Raw genomic sequence first — 14918 nt, forward strand, 5'->3', positions numbered from 1 at the left:
GGGTCTTCTTGGCGGCCACGCTCAGTTCTCCATGATCTTCTTGCCCTTCATGCTGATGTTCTTTTTCGCCGTATAGCGCTGGTCCTTGGTTGAATCGACGTCGATGGTCACGCCGCTGAGCTTGATGCTGCCGTCCTTCTTCATCTTCAGCGTCGCCTTGCCCACGGTCAGCGTGATGCTGTCGCCGTCCATGGTGATGTTGGAGCCACCACCCACCGACAAGGAGTAGGTATCGCCGACGGTGGAGCTGTGATTCTGGCCGATGGTGTCGCTGCGGCTGAAGCCGACAACGCTGTACATCATCGCTCCCACGTTGCGGTTGTAGCCCAGGCCGACGTTGGTCATCTTGCCCAGCCCGACGTTCTGCATCGAAGCCATGCCGATGGTCTCGGTCTTGAACTTCGACACCTTGATCGACCAGCTCTTGCCGATACGGTCGGACTCGTTCTTGTCGACCTTCTTGGTGCGGTTCTTATGCACGGACACCGTCTCGTTGCCGTCGACGGTGCGCGTGCGGTTCTCATGCACGGTGATGGTTTCGTTCTTGTCCACGGTCTCGGTGCGGTTCTTGTGCACCGTGATGGTCTCGTTGCCGTCCACCGTCTCGGTGCGGTTGTTATGCACCGTGATGGTTTCGTCGTTGTCGACGGTTTCGGTGCGATTGTGCTTCACATGCACGGTTTCATCGTGGTCGATGGTCTTGGTGCGGTCGTGGCCGACCCAGTGGGTCTCGTCGTTCTCGACTTCGATGTCCTGGTTCTTCTCGGCGTGCAGCCAGACCTGTTCCTCGCCCTTCTTGTCCTCGAAGCGCAGTGCGTTGGCGTTCTGCCAGGTCGCGCCCATGGAACTGCGGGTGAGGAAGCCCGACTGCGTGGCATTGGCCGGCAGGCCCCACGGATGCGGGTTGTTCGTGTTGTAGACGCGGCCGACGATGATGGGCTGGTCCGGATCGCCGTTCAGATGATCGACCAGCACTTCCTGCCCGATGCGCGGGATATGCACGCCGCCGAAGCCCGTGCCGGCCCAGGGATGCGATACGCGGATCCAGCAGGACGAATTCTCATCCTTCTTGCCGTAGCGGTCCCAGTGGAACTGCACCTTCACTTGGCCGTGTTCGTTGGTGTAGATCTCCTGGCCCGCAGGGCCGGTGACCACGGCGGATTCCGGGCCCATGGTGTGCGGCTTGGGCGTGCGCCGTTCCGGCCGGTACGGCTGGTCGGTCGGATGCACTTCCGCCGCAATCGTCAGGCGGTGCTCGCCGCTGTCCTCGGTCGCCTCGTAGTCGTTGTCGCTGAAATCGTATTCGGCGCCGACGACCAGGTATTCCTTGTTGTAATCGCCGACGGCATGCTTCTCCAGCGTGAACAGCCGGCCCGGCGCGACGCCGCGTGCGCGGCCCTGGGAGAAGCTGCGCAGATGGCTGGATTGCAGTTCTTCCAGGCGCACGCGGGCGTACGGGTCGCCTTCGCCGAGCGTCGGGTAGCTGCCGGGGTAATCAAAAATGTCGTAGCTCGCGTGCGGATGGCCCGCGGGCTGTGCGCGCTGGGTCGTGAGATCCGCACTCGGCATCACGAAGTTGTAGTCGCGTGCGGCGTACTTGCCGCTCTGCACATTGCCGCCGGCGGCCCAGCCGTTGAAATGATCCTTGTCGGGGACCGACACATCCTGCGGATAGAACGGAATCGTGGCATAGCCCGGATACGGCGTGGCCAGGCCGATGTCGTCCGTCATCACCAGCGTATGTTCGCCGGCCGAATGCTCGAACCAGTACCAGATGCCTTCGTGTTCCAGCAGGCGCTGCACGAAATTCGCATCCGTCTCGCGGTACTGCACGCAGTAGTTCCACTTGCGGTAGCTGCGCGACAGCAGCCACTTGGTCTGGAACGGGTACATCGCCAGCACCTGCTTGACGATGTCGGGCGTCGTCATCTGCTGGAAGATGCGGTAGTCGCTGCGCCGCGTCGCGTACCACAGCCAGGGTTTGAGCTGCGCCACGTACAGATGCCGCCGCCCGGCTCTGCCGGCCGAGCGGAAATGCACGCACTGGCCGTTGAGATAGCGCCGCGCGCCGCCTTCCAACTCGAAATCCACCGTGATCGGCTGGCCCAGCAGCGCGGGCGCCGCCAGACCCTTTTCCTCGCTCGTCAGCGTGAGCTGGAAATCGAACAGCTGCGACAGCGATTCCCGTCCCTGCAGGCTGTCGAAGCGCAATACTTCGGGGCCCAGGGGCGTGGTGACGTTCAGGGTGCGGTTCATGGCGAGTCCTCGATCAGGGCATCGATGCGGCGGGCAGGCGGACGGGCGCGCGGCGGCGCAGGAACACGGGCGGGGAAAAGACGCGGTGACGCGGCGCAGGCGCGAGCGACGGCGGGATTGAACAGGGCCGATACGACCATGACGGCATACTTTCCATTGCCTGGTGTCCGGATAGTGCCAGTTCCGCGGCTGCCAAAGCGGGAGCGAAACCGCACTGACTGCCGGCGTTTCCAATTCGTTTCCGCCCCGGGACTGTCGGCAGGACCGACTGCAGCACGGGGCACGAGGAATTTTCCCAGCCCGGACACTGGCTAGCAACTGGAAAAACACCAATTGGCGCGCTATTCGCGTAATACGCAAGCCTCGCCCACGCGACCTGGATCACAGTCTTGGCCGACCCGGCGACACGTTGATGACAAGCGGACTTTGACGAAAACCTAACGCCGTTCCGGCAAATTCCGCGGTCCGGCCCGGCATCAGCTGCAGGTGACGGCGCGCTATGGTGTTTTTTGCCGGGGTGCCGACGCAAAAGCTGCGATCCGGCAGCGACTGCGCGCCGGCAAGCGGCGCAGGAATTTGCGCGGCGCAGACGAACTCAGCAGACCAGGCCCGATTACCGGGCGCGGCGCGGAAACCGCCTCAGCAGGCAGCCGGAGACATATCTGCACCACAAGCCGCCGTGCGCTAGCGCCCGTCTTTTCGGCAGCGGATCGCCGCTCTGCCACTCGTTGGACGCTTTCGCGGCGTGGTCAGCCGCCCCCGATCGCCCCGCCTTTCCGCATCATCTTGAAACGGCCAGATAGGGAAAATACCGCGCGCCCCGCGATTCAGGACGCGCAGATAAGGCGCGTGTGATGCATCACGTTCAACAGCTGTTTGGCGTAGCGAGTGCGCTCCTTCACGGCGGCGGGTACCTGCAGCAGATAGAGCGTTTCGCTGACCGGCGCATTGGCGCAATGCTGCTGGTGTACGGCCAGCAGCGGTTCGGCGCCGTCTTCGCAGACGGTCCAGCTCTGGCCTTCGTCGACCAGTTCGCGCACGCCGCCGGTGCAGCCGTTGCGCGCGAGCAATTTGGCCGCTGCACCTTCCTCGCCCTGGCCGGCTTCGGCGCTGAACACGACGACGCCGCCGGCAGTGGCACAGTCCTGCTCCACCGGCACCAGCCAGAACGCATTCGCTGGCGGCCGCGTGCACAATTTCAGGGACGGCGGCAGTTGCAGTTCGCTGCGCCAGTGGCTGCCGCCGGCGCTGGCGGAGGTGAAGCCCAAGCCCTGCTCCTGCAGCGCCTTGTTCTGCGCCGGCTTGAGGATTTCGGGCCGCTGCATCTGTTCCAGCGCGCGCCGCAGGCCGGGCTTGCCGCCCCAGGCCTTGATATAGCGGGCCACGGCGTCGCGCGTCAGCGCGGTGGCGAGGCGTTCGTCCACCGGCGCCTGTTCGGTGAACAGGTTGTCGGGCACGCCAAGCACGCTGACCTCCTTGCCGCATTCGCGCACGACCGAGCCGAAGTCGGGTTCGTAGTCGCCCAGCGTGCCCTTGCCGTCATCGAGTTCGGGCCGCACCAGGGCGGAAAGGATGTAGTAGCTGCAGCCGCCTTCGTCGACGCGGGCGTTGATCCATTGCCGGTACTTGCCCAGCGCTTCGGTGCGCTGCGGCGTGCTGGCCAGGGTTTCGAGCTTGACCACGCGCGTATCGTAGTCGAGCGCGAACAGCGGTTCGGCCATGCGCTGGCCGCCGCGGGCCGCCTGGGTGGCCTTGACCGGTGCCGTCGCGAGCAGGGCAAGGCCCGCCGCAGCGGCGCAGCCCAGCCAGGTGCGGATTTTTGCGGCTGACGACATGGCTTTCCTCACGGTCGCGTCGATGACGCCGGCGCCCCCGGCTCAGGGGCGGAAGATCTCGTAGGCGGTCTTTTCCGAGCGGTAGGTCTGGCCCGGATAGATGTCGGTTCCCTGGCGGAAATCGGAAACCCATTCGGTACCATTCCACATTTGTGCATGGCCGTGCTTGGAACGGCTGTTGCCCTGGAAGATGACCACGTCGCCGCGCTGCGGTGCATAGGCTTCGCTGGGCACCTTGCTGAAACCCAGCTTGCTCAGCACCGGGCCGTAATCCTTGGCGCTGCCGGGATACGGCTGCGGGAAATTCGCGCCGCCCTTGGCGATGGCCAGGCGCACGTACTTGCCGCACTGCTGCTGGCTCTTGCTGTGGGCGTTGGCGTTGATGTGCTTGACCGCCGCATCGACGCTGTAGCCCGGCACGCCGGCCGCGGCGGCCACCGGCTTTGCGGCTTCCTGCGGCGGCAGCTCCGGCAGCATGGTCGGACACGGCGTGACCACGCGCATCAGCGTGCCGAAGTCGATCATGCAGTTGTTGCTGTCGAGCCCCAGCGGTCCGGGGCGATTGGGCGAAGGCATGGCGGCTCCTCAGGTGGCCGGATCAGGCGGCGTCTGCCGCGGCAGCGTCCGCGGCGTCTTCGTGGCAAGCGTGGGTGCAGGCGAAATCATGATGCGGCGGCGTGCTCAGTGCGGCGCGGATGGGCAACGCAGCTTCACGCTTTCCAGCACGCGCCCGAACAGGGCCGCAGCGGCGGCGTCCCCGCCGCTGCGCTGCAGCGTGAAAATCACGGCGTCATTGGGATTTTCGCCGCAGGCCTGCACATGCAGCGCGGTTTCCCCTTGGCTGGCATCGCGGCAGACGTTCCAGCCCCGGCCGCCGATCTCGACGGCCTTGCTCCCGGCACTGCAGCCCGCCTGCTGCTGCAGTGCCGTCAAATCGGGCAGCGCGTCGTCGAGATTGTTCTCGACCAGGAAGCGCAGCACCGCCGCCGCGCAGGAACCGTCGCGCGGCGCAAGGGCGAAACCATGGTTGGGCGCCGGCGCCGGGGCCGTACAGGATTTCCAGCCCGCCGGCAGATCCAGGCGGATCTCCCAGTAGTCGCCCTGCGCCACGAACGGCCTGGCCGCGGGCGCCGCGGCGAAAAGGACGGCCAGCGGCAGCGCGAGCCAGTTCACGTGCGCTTTTCCTTCTCGGCCAGCCAGATCGCCTTGCGCTTGACCACGCTGGCGTACTGCGCCTTGACCTTGGCGCCCCATTGCGGATTGACCGTGTTGTAGACGCGCGGCGGCGACAGCAGGCCCTTGACGAAAGCGTCGATGGTCTTCACGCCGCGCACCTGGTTGCCGAAGGTGCGGTGCCAGGCGTCGGCCGCCGCCTTGGCGCTGGCGAACTTGAGGTTGTTGCCGCCGCCCTGGGTCATGCCGAAGGGATTGTTGAGACCGCGGTTGTGCGCGTTGTACCAGCCGCTTTCGTAGGAGGACAGCGCGAGTATGAAATCCTCGTGGATGGCCAGTTCTTCGGCCAGCTTCTTCAGCGTCGGATACAAGTCGTTGAAGAAGTCGTTCACGTGGCGCGGATTGCCGCTCTGCGGCTCGATCTGCGCCGGCTTCTTCACCTGGGCGAGCAAGGTGGGCTGGGGCGTGGCGACACGGGCCAGCGTGCCGAAATCGACCCGGCTGCGCGGTATTGCGCTGTCCAGGCCCAGTGGTCCGGGAGAAATCTGCGCAGGCATGGCGGACTCCTGTCAGGTGTCGGAAGGCTCAAAGCGGTAGTGGAAGTCGTCGTTCGCCACGCCGAGGTCGATCTTCTGCAGCGGCCGCCCCTCGGCCAGGCGGCCGAGGAATTCGCGGCTCACGGTCGGCAGCACGGTATGGGTGAGGATGGCGTCGATCATGCGGCCGCCGGATTCGACTTCGGTGCAGCGCTTGATTACCAGCTGCACCGCGTCCTCGCCGTAGGAGAACTCGATGCCGTGCTGCTCGGCAATGCGCTTCTGTATGCGGCCCAGCTGCAGCTTGACGATGCGCGCGAGCGTGTCGTTGGACAGCGGGTAGTAAGGAATCGTGACCAGGCGGCCGAGGAAGGCCGGCGGGAATTTCTGCAGCAGCGGCTCGCGCAGGGCCGTGGCCAGGGCTTCGGGCTCGGGCGAGAGTTCCGGATCGGCCGTCAGCTTCATCACCAGGTCGGTGCCGACGTTGGAGGTCAGCAGGATGATGGTGTTGCGGAAGTCGATGTCGCGGCCTTCGCCGTCTTCCATCCAGCCCTTGTCGAACACCTGGAAGAACAGCTCATGCACATCGGAGTGGGCTTTTTCCACTTCGTCCAGAAGTACGACCGAATACGGCTTGCGCCGCACCGCCTCGGTCAGCACGCCGCCTTCGCCGTAGCCGACATAGCCCGGAGGCGCGCCCTTGAGCGTGGAGACGGTATGCGCCTCCTGGAATTCGCTCATGTTGATGGTGATGAGGTTCTGTTCGCCGCCGTAGAGGCTTTCGGCCAGGGCCAGCGCGGTCTCGGTCTTGCCCACGCCGGAGGGGCCTACCAGCATGAACACGCCGATGGGCTTGTTCGGGTTGTCCAGCCGCGCGCGCGAGGTCTGGATGCGCTTGGTGATGAGTTCCAGCGCGTGGCGCTGGCCGACCACGCGGCGGTCCAGGGTATCGACCAGCTGCAGCACGGCAGTGATCTCGTCGCGCACCATGCGGCCGACCGGGATGCCGGTCCAGTCGGCCACGACCGAGGCCACGGCGGTCTCGTCCACGGCCGGCAGGATCAGCGGCGATTCGCCCTGCAGGGCTTCGAGTTCGGCCTGGACGGCGGCGTGCTCGGCGAGCAGGAAGGCGCGGTCGGGCTTGGGTTCGGCCAGGCCGGCCTCGCCGCCGGCCACGGCGACGTCGCCCTGGGCCTGGGCCTGGGCCTGCAATACCGGCGCGGCGGCATCGCCGCCTTCGGCTTCGGCCTTTTCCTTCGCTGCCTTGGCTGCGGCGGCCAGTTCGCGCAGGCGCGCGCGCAGGTCGAGCAGGCGCGTGGCCAGGTCGTTTTCCTGCTGCCAGCGCTGTTGCAGGCTTTGCTGGCGCGCGAGTTCGGCGGCCAGGCGCGTATCGCAGCGCTGGCGGCGTTCCTCCACGTCCACGCCCACGGCTTCCTCGCGCTCGATGATGGCCTGCTCGGTGCGCAGAATCTCGATCAGGCGGTTGCAGTCTTCCAGTTCGGCCGGCGAGGTGTGCTGGCTCACGGCGACGCGGGCGCAGGCGGTGTCGAGCAGGCTGATGGCCTTGTCCGGCAGCTGGCGCGCGGGGATGTAGCGGTGCGACAGGCGCACGGCGGCGGTGACGGCCTCGTCCAGCAAGGTGATCCGGTGGTGCTTTTCCAGGATGCCGACGATGCCGCGGACCATGTTGATGGCCTTGTCCTCGTCGGGCTCGCCCACCTGCACAACCTGGAAGCGGCGGGTCAGCGCCGGATCCTTCTCGATGTGCTTCTTGTATTCGCTCCAGGTGGTCGCGCCGATGGTGCGCAAGGTGCCGCGCGCGAGCGCGGGCTTGAGCAGGTTGGCCGCGTCGCCCGTGCCGGCGGCGCCGCCGGCGCCGATCAGGGTATGCACTTCGTCGATGAACAGGATGATGGGCTTGGGGCTGGCCTGCACTTCGTCGATGATCTGGCGCAGGCGCTGCTCGAATTCGCCCTTCATGCTGGCGCCGGCCTGGAGCAGGCCGATGTCGAGCATCAGCAGGGAGACTTCCTGCAGCTGCGGCGGGACGTCGCCGCTGGCGATGCGCAGGGCGAAGCCCTCGACGACCGCCGTCTTGCCGACGCCGGCCTCGCCGGTGAGCAGCGGGTTGTTCTGGCGCCGGCGCATGAGGATGTCGACGATCTGGCGGATCTCGTCCTCGCGCCCGGTGATGGGATCGATCTCGCCGTTGCGCGCGCGTTCGGTCAGGTCTACCGCGAACTTGCGCAGCGCTTCCTGCTTGCCCATGGCGGCCGGCGCCATCGCGCCGCTGACTTCGCCGGGACCGCCGCTGGCGTCCAGGCCGCTGCCGTCGGTGGCGGTCTGCTGGTCCTCGGGCGAGCCGGCCACGACCTTGGGCAGTTCGGAGGAGAACTTGTCCGGGTCGATGTTGGCGAATTCCTTGGACATCGCATGCAGCACGGTGCGCAGGCTGGTGGTCTTGAGTATGCCCAGCAGCAGGGTGCCACCGCGCACCTGGCTCTGGTTGTACATCAGCGTGGCGTAGACCCAGCCGCGCTCGACGGCGTTCTGCAGCTGGTCGGAGAGATCGCTGATCGCGGTCGCGCCGCTGGGCAGGCGGTCCAGCGCGCGCACCATGTCGGCGGCCAGCTTGGCCGCGTCCAGCTTGTAGTGGCGGATGATGCGATGCAGGTCGGAATCGTTGTTCTGCAGCAGCTGGTGCAGCCAGTGCACCAGTTCCACATAGGGATTTCCGCGCAGTTTGCAGAATACGGCCGCGCCTTCGACCGCCTTGTACAGGGTCGGGTTGAGCTTGCCGAACAGGGCGGTGCGACTGATCTCACTCATGGGGCGGGCGTTCCTTCACCGGATGGAGGGAATGGCTTTCTTGGCGGCTTCGGACGCGGCCTCGGAAGCGGCGTCCTTGGCGGCATCCTTGGCGATTTCGCTGGCGGCGTCCTTGACCTCTTTCTTGCGCCGGTCGTTGCGCTCTTTCTTCGCCGCCTTCTTGGCCGCGGCGGGATCGTTCGCCGGCTCGGCTCCCTGCGCGGTGGTCTGCGCCGCGCCATCGGCGGCGGCGGGAGCGGCAGCCGTGGCGGCGGCGGCGCTGCCGGCCGGCGGCGCGGCCGGCGGCAGCGCGTTCTTCATTGGCGGCGCGCTGAAGGCGCGGTTGGCCTCGTCGCGCACATTGGCCACCGGCGTGGCCGGCGTGCGCTGCAAGGTCCACGGGCCGTCGGCGGTGTCGCGCGTGACGGTATAGGACAGCGGCCGGCCGTCGTCGCCGATGACGCGCTCGGGGCCGCGCGGCAGCAGCGAATAGATCAGCACTTCATAGCCGTTGACCTGGGTGTTGGTGGCCCAGCGCGAAGGCACCAGGCGGGCGTAGTTGAGCACGCTCGAATTGGGCAGCTTGCCCAGCACCTTGTCGCGCAGGCCGGCTTCGGCGAACAGCGGGAAGTACACCGGCGCGCCGCGCTGGCTCACATCGATCACGTGCAGGAAGCCGAAGCGCTGCCAGTCGCCGATGCCGTAGAGGCCGGCGCCGACGGCGGAAATCACCAGATAGCGCTTCTTCGGCAGCACCACTTCGAGCAGCTGGGCGTCGTCGGTGTTGATCAGCGGGAACGGTCCCCAGGGCGATTCGCTGGCCGGGAACACCTTGCGGCCCAGTTCGATCTCGGCGTGCTCGGCATCGACGGCGATATAGGCCGGCGAATCCTTCACCGGCACGGTATAGCGCGGCGGATCGACCGAGGGATCGCGGGTGAAGGCATCGCTGAGCGGCGACACGGCCAGGCGCTGGCCCTGCCAGATGCCTTCGATGGCCTGCACCAGGCCGGCGTCCGGCGGCGGCACGGCCTGGGCGAGGCCGCCGGCCAGGCCCAGCAGCAGCGCGGCGGCCAGGCGGAACGGGGAACGGGGGAAGCGTGCTGCGAGCCTGCTCATGATCGGGATTCCGTAATGCACTCGATTTTTTCAGGGTAACCGGTCCAGGGGGTGACCGGCACGGCGGAACGGCGGCGTCAGGCCGCCGCGGCGACTCCGCCGGGGTCGTGGCGCTCGGCGCGGATGCGTTCCGGATCCAGTACCAGGTCGCCGCGGTCGCGCGGCTCGCCGCGGCCCAGCCAGGTGGTCCAGCCCAGCCGCGTGTCGCCGCCCAGGCGTGCCTGCGGCACATCGGCGCGGCGCAGCACCAGGCGCACGTCCCAGTCCAGTTCTATGCCGATATAGCTGCGCACCCAGTCCAGCAGCTGACGATGGGCCGTGCCCGGCGGCAGCAGGTCTTCATAGGACGCCCGCGTCATCGGCCCCAGGCGGATGCGGAAGCGGTGCTGGCGGTCCCACACCGCGTTGCCGGCGACCAGATCGACGCCGAGCTGGCTGCCGCGGTTGGCGCCCAGGCGCGAGCGCTGGTCGCGCGGCAGCGGCAGCCAGCGGCCGACGAATTCCTCGATCGCCGCCGGCACGCGGAAGAAGTTGGCCAGGATGCGTGCCAGGCCTTCCGCATTGCGCGTCTGCCGCACCAGATGGCCGGCATGGTTGAGGCGGGCGTGGTCGGGCACGCTGTCGCGGCCGCGCGTGGCGTTGAGGCCGTAGGCGATGGTGCTGGCGGCGTGGCGGGTGAATTTCTCGTCGCCGGGGCGATCCAGGCTGACGCAGGACTGGGCATCGGCCCAGGCGCGGTAGAACAGCAGGATCAGCCGGTGGTGGAAGATGTCGGCGAACTCGATCAGGGTGCGGTCGCCGTGGTGGATGGCGCGCTCGTAGGCGTGCTCGGTCAGCACCAGCGGCAGCGGACCGTTGGGCCCGAACAGGCCCAGGCTGCGGATCACCAGCTTGCGCCCGCCTTTTTTCTTGGGCGGATCCAGCCGCGCGATGGTCGAGGGCGCGAAAAAGGACGAAGGCTCCTGGCCCAGGCGCAGCGGCTCCTGCGACGGCCGCTTGGCGCGGCCCAGGCGCGGCAGCTGCGGATGCAGCGATTCGATCCGGCGCAGCAGCGCGAACAGGTCGAATTCGTAGGGTTTCTCTTCCAGCGCCTGCCACAGCGCCGCCAGCGCGCGCGCGTCCTGCTGGCTGGGCGCGGACGGATCGGACGCCGCGGCACCGGCCAGCAGTTGGTCCAGCGCGGAGCCGGGCGCGGTTTCTTCGCTCATGCCACCGGCCTCTTGCCGAAGCGCGGCGCCCACTGGCCGAGCTGACCGCGCTGGGCGCTGATCAGGCGGGTTTCGGTGAAGGTGTTGAGCGCGACGTGGCGCGCCAGGAACTGCTCCAGCACGGCACCGAACAGGTACGGGCTGGTGCCGGCGAAGTGGCTTTCGTCGATGGTGATGTCGATGCCGACGCCGCGGCCGAAGGTGATGGGCCCGGCGCCGGGCAGGCGCCGCGTCACCGGCTGCAGCCGGGTCTTGAGCACCGCGTTCGCATGCCGCGCCACGGCGGCATCGCCCAGTGCGGTATACAAGGCGAGCAGTTCGCGCAGCGCCAGGGCGCCCTGCTCCGGACTGAGGTCGGTGAGGGTCTGGTAGTTTAGCCCCAGGTGGCTGATGAGGCGCCAGGTGATCTCGCCCTCGGGCGCGGCCGGCACCGGCCGGGTCGGCCCCTGCAGCACGCGCACGCCGGTCACCGGCACCGAATCCACCGGCACCAGGTCGTGCTGGCCGCCCACGCTCATGAGCATGGCCAGGTCGCGGTTGGTCACGGTCATGTCCACGCCGAGCTGGCGCAGGTTGGAGCCGTACGGCGCCTCGTGCTGGTTGACCAGGGACAGGAACACTTCCGAGCCGAGATACGTGGTGCGCGCGCCGTGGCGGGCGACCGAGGCCGAGGCCAGGCGCGGCTCGCGCCGCACGGTGAAATAGGCGCCGTGGTTGCCGCGGTCGCCGACCTGGCTGGCGTAGAACGGACGGAATTTGGCCTCGACGGCGTTGTCGCGGCCGAAACCCTCGACCTGCTCCACGCTGTAGACCTCGTAGTTCAGCGGGTGCGTGCGGTCGGGCACGACATGGAATTCGTAGCGGCTGTCGCCGACCTGGATGCGGTCCGAGCGCATTGTGATCAGGTTGATCGCCGGCGTGCAGAACAGCGCGAAATGCGTGGCGTCGACGATGGTTTCCAGCTCGCTGACATCCTGGTCGAGCAGGATGCTGACCTCGAAGCCGTCCAGCGCCTCTATGCCCTGCAGCGCGCCGCGCAGGTTTTCCAGCGCGACGAAATGGAAACGGCTGGGAAAGGCGAAGTATTCGTGCAGCAGGCGATAGCCCTGGAAGCCGCGGCCGTTGTACGGCAGCAGGGCCTGGGTGTCGTTGAAGCCTTCCGGCTGCAGCGCCGCGGCGCCGAGCTGGCGCCATTCGCCGGGCTTCTTGCCGCGGCCGCGCACGGACACGCCGAGCACATGGCCGCACAATAGCTCGTGCAGGCGCGAAGTGATGTGGGCGCTGCCGGTCAGGTGCAGTGAGATGCGGTCCGGCGGCGGGCTCTTGCCGCTCAGCGGCGCGTTGAAGCTGAAATTCAGGCGCAGCGAGGATTTGACCGGCAGATCCTGGCGCAGGCGGTTGATGCGCACATCGGTGGGCACGCCTTCAAAGCGGGCCTGGCTCAGGCGCAAAGGCCACAGGTCCACGTCGTGCGCGGTGCGGAATTCGCAACCGCTCTGCCCTTCCACCAGCGCCGGCGCGCGCAGGCGCTCGCCGCGGGCGATACGGAAGGAATCGCCCTGGTTGCCGGTCATCTCGCCCGGCGTGAACTGGACTATGCACATCGCCGGCGTCGGCGCGAGATAGTTCGGATAGATCACTTCCAGCAGGCGCTGGGAGAACCGCGGGAACTCCGCATCCATCTTGAGCTGGATGCGCGCAGTGAGGAAGCTGAAGCCTTCCAGCAGGCGCTCGACATAAGGGTCGGCGACCTCGATATCGTGCATGCCCAGGCGCGCGGCGATCTTGGGATAGTTCGCGGCGAATTCCGCGCCCAGTTCGCGCAGGTAGTTCAGTTCGCTGTTGTAGTAGCCGAGCAGGCGCGGATCCATGGTCCTATCCGAGCAGGTCTTCGAGCACGATCTGGCCGCTTTCCAGGTCGACGCGCGAGCGCAGCAGCAGGTCGATGGGATACGGCTCGGACCAGAGCTGGCCGCGGATCTCCATGGTCAGCTGGTTGTGCGTGTGATAGCCGTTTTCCGACGGCAGTATGCGCACGGCCAGGGTTTCCGGCAGTACGCGCGGCTCGAACATCTTGATCGCGTTGCTGATCGCGGTCTGCACTTCGGTCAGGTCGTCGTCGACCAGCTGGCGGCCGGAAAGCGCGAGCACGCCGAAATTCACCACCGAGCGGCGCACGGCGTCGATGCCGGCCATGCTGGTCTCGGACTCGGCGTTGGTGGTGTTGAGCAGCCAGGAGATATCGCGCAGCACGCACTGGCGGAACACCGCCTTGGTCATCACGCGCTCGTGCACGGTCTCGTTGCGGTTTTCCGGGTGGAGATCGGTCAGCCGGTCCAGCAGCACCGGCAGCAGCCGGGTGGAACGGGCGCCCTGCAGTGGATTGCTCTTACTCATCGCCGTCCGCGGCGCCGTCGTCTGCCGCGTCTTCGGCGCGCTCCAGGCGGCGCACGGACAGGAAGGCGTGGTCGTCCACGTCGCTGACCCAGCTGCGCTGGCCCAGGCCGGCGTAGGCGTCCTCGCCGATGGTTTCCCAGGTGGTCAGCGAAGCCAGCGCCAGGCGTTCGTCGGCCTGGCCGTAGCTGCGCGGGTAGCGGCTGGGCACCAGCACCACGTGCTGGCCGCCGTTGCGCAGGGTGAGCCGGCCGGGCAGCCAGACCAGGTCGCGCAGATCGGTCGGCGGCTCCAGCTCCAGCAGCTGGATATGGTCGAAGGGCAGCCAGTAGTACTGGCCCTTGAGAATGATTTCGCAGACCGGGCCCAGGCGCGAATCCGCATCGGCCAGCCACTCGACCGGGGTTTCGTCGAGCAGGAAGGCGGTGGCGGGCGCCGCCTCGAAGGCCTGCTGCATGAGTTCGTCGGCCAGGGCCTTGTCGCGCGGACGGCTGGCCAGGGACTGGCTCAGCGTGGCGAACCAGGGCTCGGGCTGGCCTATGGTCTGCGGCGCGAGTTCGCCGGCGAAGACTTTCTCGCGCTGCAGCTCGCAGCGGATCGCCTCGCGGTACATCTGCGCCATGGGAATGGCCGCGGCGCTGAGCGTGGCCGCAGTCTGCAGCTGGGTGACGGCGCGCGACCAGTTGCCCGTGAGCATGCTGAGCTGGGCCAGGTGCACGCGCAGCGGCAGGCTTTCGGGTTTGGCGCGGATCGCCGCAACGAGTTCGGCCTGTTGTTCGGCCAGGGACTGGTCACGGCGCAAGGTGGCAGACAAGGTGGCATCCATGCGCAACGGGTTCCTGCTGGGCTGCAAACACAACGCCGGTGACGGAGAGCGGCTGGCGCCGGTCTCCGCACCGGGAACGGACAGTCGACGCCGGCGCTTGCGCGCTGGCGCCGCGATGTTGCTTAGGCCGCCTTGTTCTGCTTGACGTCCCAGGCGCCCGTAACGGCGGCACCCATGGAGCCGTCGCTGTTCTGCTCCTTCACCTCGACCTTGATCTTGGAGTAGGACATGCCGACTTCCTCGATCACGCGCGGGCTGTTGGTGGCGCCGACCGGGCGGACGTGGGTGATGAGCACGTCGCTCAGGGTGACCTTCATGTATTCCTGCTGGCCGTCACCGACCTTGCACGCCGACAGCTCGACGCTGCTGATGTGCTTGCCGCTGGCGCAGTACTTGATGAGGTTGGCCGTGGCCTTGTCGACGTAGTGCGTGAAGACGAACTCGCTGAAATTGGCCTTGCCGACGCCGCCGCCGCCGCCCGTGTGGGTGGAGGAGGACTGGCTGACCGCGTAGCCCCAGCTCAGGACATCGAGCTGGCCGGAGTGCTTGGAATCCTTGGATTCGCCGGAGATGCCGTCGATCTTCAGGAAGAAGTCCTGCAGCGAGTCTTTGGGAGCGGTATCGACCGAGACGCTCGGCGCCGCCATGATGCTGCCCATTCCGAGAGATGCCATACGTTTAATCCTTAACTTCGATGGAAAAAGAGAACCGGATCTTTCACCAGGGGGGCATTCCGGTTCGGTCCTTGCCAGGCTCCGTTCAG

General features: G+C 67.2%; 12 protein-coding genes. All 12 read right to left on the reverse strand.

What is annotated here, in order from left to right; all coding sequences use genetic code 11:
- Window positions 1–21: 21 nt before the first annotated feature.
- Window positions 22–2256, reverse strand: coding sequence for a type VI secretion system Vgr family protein (locus tag NM961_RS21350; RefSeq protein ID WP_255916455.1), 2235 nt, complete (start codon window positions 2254–2256; stop codon window positions 22–24).
- A gap of 827 nt (window positions 2257–3083) precedes the next feature.
- Window positions 3084–4091, reverse strand: coding sequence for a hypothetical protein (locus NM961_RS21355; RefSeq protein WP_255916456.1), 1008 nt, complete (start codon window positions 4089–4091; stop codon window positions 3084–3086).
- Between the two features lie 42 nt (window positions 4092–4133).
- On the reverse strand, window positions 4134–4667 hold the full coding sequence (locus tag NM961_RS21360) for a hypothetical protein (RefSeq protein WP_255916457.1): 534 nt from the start codon (window positions 4665–4667) through the stop codon (window positions 4134–4136).
- Between the two features lie 105 nt (window positions 4668–4772).
- Window positions 4773–5264: a hypothetical protein gene (locus NM961_RS21365; protein WP_255916458.1), complete on the reverse strand. Its 492-nt coding sequence runs from the start codon at window positions 5262–5264 to the stop codon at window positions 4773–4775.
- On the reverse strand, window positions 5261–5821 hold the full coding sequence (locus NM961_RS21370) for a hypothetical protein (protein WP_255916459.1): 561 nt from the start codon (window positions 5819–5821) through the stop codon (window positions 5261–5263). The genes NM961_RS21365 and NM961_RS21370 overlap by 4 nt, the downstream gene beginning before the upstream one ends.
- 12 nt (window positions 5822–5833) lie before the next feature.
- Window positions 5834–8629, reverse strand: coding sequence for a type VI secretion system ATPase TssH (gene tssH / locus NM961_RS21375; RefSeq protein WP_255916460.1), 2796 nt, complete (start codon window positions 8627–8629; stop codon window positions 5834–5836).
- Window positions 8630–8644: 15 nt separating this feature from the next.
- The gene (locus NM961_RS21380; RefSeq protein WP_255916461.1) at window positions 8645–9727 is read right to left on the reverse strand and encodes a hypothetical protein; all 1083 of its coding nucleotides are present in this window, start codon (window positions 9725–9727) and stop codon (window positions 8645–8647) included.
- A 77-nt stretch (window positions 9728–9804) separates the two neighbouring features.
- Window positions 9805–10935: a type VI secretion system baseplate subunit TssG gene (tssG, locus tag NM961_RS21385; protein WP_255916462.1), complete on the reverse strand. Its 1131-nt coding sequence runs from the start codon at window positions 10933–10935 to the stop codon at window positions 9805–9807.
- Complete coding sequence (tssF, locus tag NM961_RS21390) at window positions 10932–12806, reverse strand: type VI secretion system baseplate subunit TssF (RefSeq protein ID WP_255916463.1); 1875 nt, start codon at window positions 12804–12806, stop codon at window positions 10932–10934. The genes tssG and tssF overlap by 4 nt, the downstream gene beginning before the upstream one ends.
- Before the next feature lie 4 nt (window positions 12807–12810).
- Window positions 12811–13332, reverse strand: coding sequence for a type VI secretion system baseplate subunit TssE (gene tssE / locus NM961_RS21395; RefSeq protein WP_255916464.1), 522 nt, complete (start codon window positions 13330–13332; stop codon window positions 12811–12813).
- Window positions 13325–14155: a type VI secretion system accessory protein TagJ gene (locus NM961_RS21400; protein ID WP_255916465.1), complete on the reverse strand. Its 831-nt coding sequence runs from the start codon at window positions 14153–14155 to the stop codon at window positions 13325–13327. Before NM961_RS21400 ends, tssE begins: the two co-directional genes overlap by 8 nt.
- Window positions 14156–14277: 122 nt before the next feature.
- Entirely contained in the window at window positions 14278–14829 is a 552-nt protein-coding gene (locus NM961_RS21405) for an Hcp family type VI secretion system effector (RefSeq protein WP_255916466.1), read from the reverse strand.
- Window positions 14830–14918: the final 89 nt, after the last annotated feature.

Origin of the sequence: Tahibacter harae (genome assembly GCF_024437735.1) — a bacterium.
In the GTDB taxonomy this organism is placed as follows: domain Bacteria; phylum Pseudomonadota; class Gammaproteobacteria; order Xanthomonadales; family Rhodanobacteraceae; genus Tahibacter; species Tahibacter harae.

What these genes read in the sequence shown, in the direction of transcription:
- NM961_RS21360 (WP_255916457.1), bottom strand. Translation starts at nt 4,667, where the DNA reads ATGCCTTCGCCCAATCGCCCCGGACCGCTGGGGCTCGACAGCAACAAC.
- NM961_RS21400 (WP_255916465.1), bottom strand. Translation starts at nt 14,155, where the DNA reads ATGGATGCCACCTTGTCTGCCACCTTGCGCCGTGACCAGTCCCTGGCC.
- NM961_RS21370 (WP_255916459.1), bottom strand. Translation starts at nt 5,821, where the DNA reads ATGCCTGCGCAGATTTCTCCCGGACCACTGGGCCTGGACAGCGCAATA.
- tssF (WP_255916463.1), bottom strand. Translation starts at nt 12,806, where the DNA reads ATGGATCCGCGCCTGCTCGGCTACTACAACAGCGAACTGAACTACCTG.
- tssH (WP_255916460.1), bottom strand. Translation starts at nt 8,629, where the DNA reads ATGAGTGAGATCAGTCGCACCGCCCTGTTCGGCAAGCTCAACCCGACC.
- NM961_RS21380 (WP_255916461.1), bottom strand. Translation starts at nt 9,727, where the DNA reads ATGAGCAGGCTCGCAGCACGCTTCCCCCGTTCCCCGTTCCGCCTGGCC.
- NM961_RS21355 (WP_255916456.1), bottom strand. Translation starts at nt 4,091, where the DNA reads ATGTCGTCAGCCGCAAAAATCCGCACCTGGCTGGGCTGCGCCGCTGCG.
- NM961_RS21405 (WP_255916466.1), bottom strand. Translation starts at nt 14,829, where the DNA reads ATGGCATCTCTCGGAATGGGCAGCATCATGGCGGCGCCGAGCGTCTCG.
- tssE (WP_255916464.1), bottom strand. Translation starts at nt 13,332, where the DNA reads ATGAGTAAGAGCAATCCACTGCAGGGCGCCCGTTCCACCCGGCTGCTG.
- tssG (WP_255916462.1), bottom strand. Translation starts at nt 10,935, where the DNA reads ATGAGCGAAGAAACCGCGCCCGGCTCCGCGCTGGACCAACTGCTGGCC.
- NM961_RS21350 (WP_255916455.1), bottom strand. Translation starts at nt 2,256, where the DNA reads ATGAACCGCACCCTGAACGTCACCACGCCCCTGGGCCCCGAAGTATTG.